Source organism: Actinoplanes sp. NPDC051405, from assembly GCF_055586185.1.
In genome coordinates this window covers 125,704-131,871 of the sequence record NZ_JBVJIR010000003.1, presented here as the reverse complement: position 1 = coordinate 131,871, position 6,168 = coordinate 125,704, and the positions used below count along the sequence as shown (strand labels likewise).

At 72.9% G+C, this 6,168-nt stretch carries 5 protein-coding genes; all 5 read right to left on the bottom strand.

What is annotated here, in order from left to right; all coding sequences use genetic code 11:
- Positions 1 to 118 precede the first annotated feature (118 nt).
- The gene (locus ACZ6S4_RS08360) at positions 119 to 1,348 is read right to left on the bottom strand and encodes a sensor histidine kinase (protein ID WP_465474249.1); all 1,230 of its coding nucleotides are present in this window, start codon (positions 1,346 to 1,348) and stop codon (positions 119 to 121) included.
- A complete protein-coding gene (locus ACZ6S4_RS08355; RefSeq protein WP_465474248.1) occupies positions 1,345 to 2,037 on the bottom strand; it encodes a response regulator transcription factor in 693 nt (230 codons plus the stop codon). The genes ACZ6S4_RS08360 and ACZ6S4_RS08355 overlap by 4 nt, the downstream gene beginning before the upstream one ends.
- Positions 2,038 to 2,130: 93 nt before the next feature.
- The gene (locus ACZ6S4_RS08350) at positions 2,131 to 3,447 is read right to left on the bottom strand and encodes a PQQ-binding-like beta-propeller repeat protein (protein ID WP_465474247.1); all 1,317 of its coding nucleotides are present in this window, start codon (positions 3,445 to 3,447) and stop codon (positions 2,131 to 2,133) included.
- Positions 3,448 to 3,485: 38 nt separating this feature from the next.
- Positions 3,486 to 4,811 carry an outer membrane protein assembly factor BamB family protein gene (locus tag ACZ6S4_RS08345; protein WP_465474246.1) on the bottom strand — a complete coding sequence of 442 codons (1,326 nt, stop codon included), beginning with the start codon at positions 4,809 to 4,811 and terminating at the stop codon, positions 3,486 to 3,488.
- Positions 4,812 to 4,813: 2 nt separating this feature from the next.
- Positions 4,814 to 6,130, bottom strand: a complete 1,317-nt coding sequence (locus tag ACZ6S4_RS08340) for an outer membrane protein assembly factor BamB family protein (protein ID WP_465474245.1) — start codon at positions 6,128 to 6,130, stop codon at positions 4,814 to 4,816.
- Positions 6,131 to 6,168: the final 38 nt, after the last annotated feature.

Below are 6,168 nucleotides of genomic sequence, written 5' to 3'. Positions count from 1 at the left end.
ACACCGCACGACACCACCCCCCACCCTCTCCCGCGGGGTCCGTGTCCTCTCGCCACCCCCCCCCCCCCCCCCCCCCCCCCCCCCCCCCCCCCCCCCCCCCCCCCCCCCCCCCAAAACCTCACCCAGGCGCAATCCCAAGCCCCTTGGCCCGAGGAACGGTAGCGGAAGCGGCAACAACAGGAGTGGTGTCAGCAGCAGGCAACCGAACGGTGACCTCAAGCCCCCCACCAGCCTGAGCAACAGCCGAAACAGTCCCGCCATGGGCGTCACAGACCGCCCGGACAATGGACAGCCCCAACCCGGAACCCCGGGATCCGGTCCGCTCCCACCCACCCCGGCGGAACGGCTCGAACAACCCGGGAACATCCCCGGGATCCACCTCATAGCCGGTGTTCCCCACCACCAGCCGGGCGTGCCCGTCCGCGTTCTCGGTGCGCAGCCAGAGCTTGCCCATCAGGTGGTTGTAGCGGATCGCGTTCTCGATCAGATTGCCCGCGAGCCGGTCCAGCAGGCTCGGGTCACCGACCACCGGCGCCGCCTGCAGGTCCGTCGTCACGTCGAGTTTCATCCGTTCCGCTTCGGCCTTGACCGCTGACAGCGCGTTGTAGACGCTGGTCGCCAGGTCGGCCGGCACCTTGCGGACCAGCCGCCGCCCGGACTGGGCCTCGCTGCGGGCCAGCACCAGTAGCGCGTCGACCAGGCCGTTGGCGCGTTCGGAGGCGTTGCGGACGACCTTGGCCATCCGGCGGTATTCGGCCACGTCGGCCTCGTCGTCGCTGAGCGTCACGTCGATCTCGGTACGCATGACCGCCAGCGGGGTGCGCAGCTCGTGGGACGCGTTGGCGACGAAGCGTTTCTGGGATTCGAACGCCCCGGCCAGCCGGTCGAGCATCGCGTCGAAGGTGCGGGCCAGCTCGGCCACCTCGTCGTCCGCCCCGGAGTAGCGGATGCGCTGGTCCAGCGTCTCCTCGCCGAGGCGTTGCGCGGTCGCCGTCACGAAGTGCAGCGGGCGCAGCGCTCGGCCGGCCACCGCGTACGCGCCCGCGATGCCGATGATGCCGATGGCGAAGAGCGCGATCAGGCCTTTGATCAGCAGTTCCTGGGAGGCCCGGTCGACCAGCTGGGTCTGCCAGGTGAGCGCGTCGAGGCGGTTGCCGTTGTCGAGCACCACCTGGGTGCCGGGCTGCAGCTGGTCCGACGGGTGCAGGGCGTCGCCGACGAGCAGCCAGGCCAGCAGCACCAGGATGGCGCCGGCGCCGACCAGCAGGATGCCGTTGAGCAGGGTGAGCCGCAGCCGCAAGGTGGGCCGCAGCCGCATCTTCTCGCGCCGGCTGGCGTAGACCGTCATACCGCGCCGCCGGCGGGCAGCACGACGACCGGTTCGGGTACGCGATAGCCGGCGCCGACCACCGTCTCGATCAGCGGCGGGTCGCCGACCTTCTTGCGCAGGGTCATCACGGTGACCCGGACCGTTGTGGTGAACGGGTCGGTGTTGGCGTCCCAGACGCGTTCGAGCAGCTCCTCGCTGGAGACCACTCCGCCGCGCGCCTTGAGCAGCTCCTCGAGGACGCCGAACTCCTTGTTGGTCAGGTCGATCGGGGCGCCGCCGCGGGTGACCACCCGGCGGGCCTGGTCGAGGACCAGGTCACCAACGGTCAGCACCGGCGGCGCGGCCGGGGTGGCCCGCCGGCCGAGGGCCTGGACGCGGGCCACGAGCTCCTCGAACGCGAACGGCTTGGGCAGGTAGTCGTCGGCGCCGAGCTGCAGTCCCTCGACCCGGTCGGCCACGGTGACGCTGGCCGTCAGCATCAGCACCCGGGTCAGCGCCCCGGAGGCGACCAGGGCCGCGCAGATCTCGTCGCCGTGCATGCCGGGCAGGTCCCGGTCCAGCACGACGACGTCGTAGCGCGTCACGTACGCCATCTCGTGCCCGGTCAGTCCGTCGTACGCGACGTCGACCGCCATCCCCTTGCGGCGCAGCCCCCGGGCGATCGCGTCACAGAGGTTCCGCTCGTCTTCCACCACCAGCACGCGCACCCGGGGCCCTCCGCGTTCGAAAAATGTGGATCCACCGCACAGCCTTGCCGCCGGCCCGTAAAGCGGCCGTGAGTGCAGGCTACCGGGCAGTTACTACTCGGTCAGGGGCCAGATTGCGACGGCGGCGTCGATGCGGCGGCAGACCAGCACGTCGGTCGTCGCCTGGCAGTCGCCGGAGACGGTGGTGGCCGTGCCGAGCACCCGTACGGTGAGCCGCGCCGGGTCGAGCAGCGCGTAGAAGACGATGTCGTCGCCGATGCGCTGGCGCAGCCCCACCACGGTCCCGTCGGCACGGGGTGGCCCGGCGGCCCGCCAGGCGCCGAAGTCGCCGTGCACGGCGCCGGTCCGCGGCTCGACCACCGCCAGCGGGTAGCTGCCCTCCAGCCCTTCGTTGCCGCTGACCAGCAGGTACGACCCGGCTTCGGCGGCGGTCGTCCAGCGCTTCTCGGTCCAGCGCAGCCGGCCGGTGCCGGGGTCGAGGGCCTGCACCCCGCCGCGGTATCCGAAGACGCAGATGGCGTCGAGGCAGTCCTGCACCCAGCGCCCGGACAGCTCGACGGTGCTGTGCCAGCGCGGGACGAGCCCGGCCAGGGTGTACGCGGTGATCCCGCCGAGCCCGCCGATGAGCACCAGGTCGCCGGTGGGCCACACGGTGATACCGCGCCGGGACCAGCCGGACCGGGCTTCGGCGTCGCCTTCGGTGACCAGGGTGCCGGTCGTGGTGTCGCGTACCTCGATGTGCCCGTCCGTGGTCGCCGTGATGAGCCGGTGCGGGAAGCCGTCGGTGAGCGCGGCCGGCGTCGTGTATCCCTGGGACGGCTGCTCGAAGGACCAGCGGGTGCGTCCGGTGACCAGGTCGAGGCCGAACCAGTGCAGGTCGCCGTACTGCGGGCTGTTCTCCCGCAGCAGCACCAGGTTGTCCGGCACCGAGACGCTGAGCAGCCGGGCCGGGGCGCGCCAGAGCGCCCGGTCGGTGCCGGCGGTGAGGGCCACCGTCGCCTCGGCGCCGACGGTGTCGACCTGGTACGACACCAGCACCGTCGAGCCCACCGAGGTCACCTGGAAGATCGCCCCGGTGACGGCGACCGTGGTCCGCGACAGCAGCTCGCCGGCCGGCAGCGCGTACGTGCTGACGATCTTGTTCTGGATCCCGGGGTCGTTCGTCCCGGGGCCGGCGCTGACGACGTAGAGGCGGTCCTGCTCGACGAACATGTTGTCGCCGAGGCGGGCCGGCACGATGACCGGTCCGACGGGGGCCGCACGGGCCGCCGCGCCGCCCAGGACGACCAGCAGGACGGCGGAAAGGGCGGCCAGCGCGGCCCGGAAGCGGTGCGGCCGGCCGCGGGACGTCATGGTCTCGCTCGGCAGCGTGCCATGCTGCTCGCCGAGGTCGATCAGGACGTCGCCCACGCCGTCATTGTGCGCCCGGCAACCGGTTTCCGCGTGGGTCAGGCGCGGAAGGCCCACACCTCGACACGGTCCCCCACCCGGCAGGCGACCAATCCGGGGACGGCCTGGCACTGCACGGTCATGTCGGGCAGGCGGCCCAGGAGCTGCACCTCGGTGGCGCCCGGCCGGAGCAGACCGAAGACGGTGGTCCGGTCCTTGTTCAGGTGGCTCAGCAGGAAGGCGTCTCCGGCCTGCACCGGGAAGTGGTACTGCCACGGGGAGAGGTCGATCAGCGGCCGGCCGGTGCCCGCGTCGGCGGTCCGCACCGGAGTGGTCATCCCTTGCAGTTCGAGCACCGCGTCGGGGCCGAACGCGATCAGGTCCGTGTCGGCGATCCGCCAGCGGTCGGCACCGGTACGCGGGTCCAGCACGACCAGTTCGTCGGCCTTGCTGACGCAGAGCAGCCCGGAGCAGACGCTGGAGTTGCCGGACGGGTCCGGCCTGTTCTGCCGCCAGAGCTCGCCCAGGGTGTCCAGTGCGTACGCGATCACCGGCCCGCCCGTGCCGAAGGAGCCGTAGTGCACCAGCACCGTGTTCCCGACGACCTCGCCCGCCTCGGCCCGTACGCCGTCGAGCAGGGGCACAGCCCGCTCCCGCAGCACCGCGCCGGTCGCCGGGGAGATCAAGCTCAGCTTGTCGGAGGAGAGCACCACCACGCCGTTGCCCGGGTCGGCCGTCCAGGCGGTGAAGACCGAGCCGGGGAAGCTGAGCGACCACCGCCGGGCCCCGGTGCTGAGGTCGAGGCCGCGCAGCTCCGTACGCCGCGCCGGCTCGGTGTGCAGGGCCGCGCTGTTGGTGCCGTAGAGCTGGCCGGGGTCGCCGGACGCCGGGTCGTACTCGGTGCCGGGACGGAAGATCTCCTCCTCCACGTACGCGACCGTGTCGCTGACCGGCTGCACGGCCACCGGCGACGTCCACCGCACGGCTCCGGTGCGGGCGTCGAGCACGGTGACGCTGCGCCCGGCGCGCACCACCGTGATGTCAGGCGTCGCCTCGGCCACGAAGAACGGGTCCTCGTTGGTGCTGCCCCGGTAGCTCCAGAGCCGCCGCAGCGGCTGGGCCTGCCAGGCGGTGAGCGTCCGCGGCTGGGCGTCCAGATCCATCGCGTACAGGATGCCGCCGATCAGCTGGAAGTCACCGCTGGCCGGGACGGGCGCCGCGCCGACGCGCTGCCAGATCGTGGCGGCCGGTGGAGCCGCGCCGCCGAGCGCGAGCAGGAGCAGGGCAGCCAGGGCGAGACCGGCCCGGCGGTAGAAATACGCGGGTGGTGGCGTGGCCGGAGCGGGCGGAGCCGGGGTCTCGGGGCTCAGCTCGATCAGCGCCACCCTCACTCCTTCCGCCGGTAGGCCCACACCACCAGTTCACCGGTCGACTCCCGGCAGACGAGCCGGTCGGGCACGGACTGGCAGTCGCCGGTGCCGGCCGGCAGATCGGCCAGCAGCTCCGGTCGCGCGCCACCGGGGGCGGCGACCGCGACCATGGTACGGCTTCCCGAGTCGACCAGCCTGGTCACGAGCAGGTGGTCGCCGCCGCCGGGGCCGGAGACCAGCCGCCAGCCGTGCAGGTCGACCAGCACCTGCCCGGTCGCCGGATCGATCACGCCGACCGGGTCCGTCTCCCCGGCCGGTGTCCCGTACGCGATGACCGTCGCGCCCCGCTGCTCGATGCTGCGCCAGCCGGGCTGGAACCAGCGCTGGAGGCCACCGCCGGGCTCGACGGCGCGGACCCCGTCCGGCCCGGTGAGACAGATGAGCGGTCCGCAGGGGCTGACCCCGAACGCGTACCCGGCGGGCCGGCTCCAGCGCTGGTGCAGGGTCACCGGGTCGAAGGCGGTGACCATCCGGCCGGTGGGTGTGGGGTGCCGCAGCACCAGCAGGCCGCCCGCGACGCTGGGGTTGTCGGGGCCGTAGTCGGCGGCCGGCAGCTCGGCGCTGGTGAGCAGGCGGCCGGTGTCGAGGTCGTGCACGGCGGCGGTGCGGTTGTCGTGCATGAGCAGCATCCGTGGCCCGCTGTCGTCCGGCCCCGGCACGCCCATCAGCACGGCGGTCGAGGGGACGAGCACCTGCCAGCGGGTGGTGCCGGTGACGGGCCCGACCGCGTCGACCGGACCCTGCACCCGCCGTCCCGAGCCGGAGCTGCGTACGCCGGAGACCGAGAGCAGGGCGCTGGAGCCGGGGATGGTGACGACGTTGCCGGAGCGCCGCCACTGGGCAGCGCCGGTCCGCAGCGAGACGGCCGTGGTGCCCGGGTCACCTTGGTTGCCCGACCACGGCCGCATCAGCACCAGATCGGCGCCGGTGCGCAGCCGGTAGGTCGGCGACGCGGAACCGGCCTGCCAGTTGAGCCGCCCGTCACCCAGGTCGTACGAGCTGAGCGTCCCGTAGGTCTGCGCGAGCAGGTCCCCCCGGTCGGTCAGGGCGTACGGATCCGCCGGGCCGAAGGGCAGCGTCAGCACGGCCGTCAACGCCGGTGGCGGCGGCGCCGCCGAGGCCGCTGACGACAGCAGCACGATGACCGCGAGCAGCACCGGGGCGAACCAGTCCGGCGTGGTGGAGCGAGCCGGCCGGGCGTACTCCTCCGGCTCGCCCCGGGCCAGGCCGAGATCGATGATTACCGTATTGCCGCCGAATGTCTCCGCCGCCATGCCCCAAAGGTAACGGGCAGATAACGAAACGGCTCGTT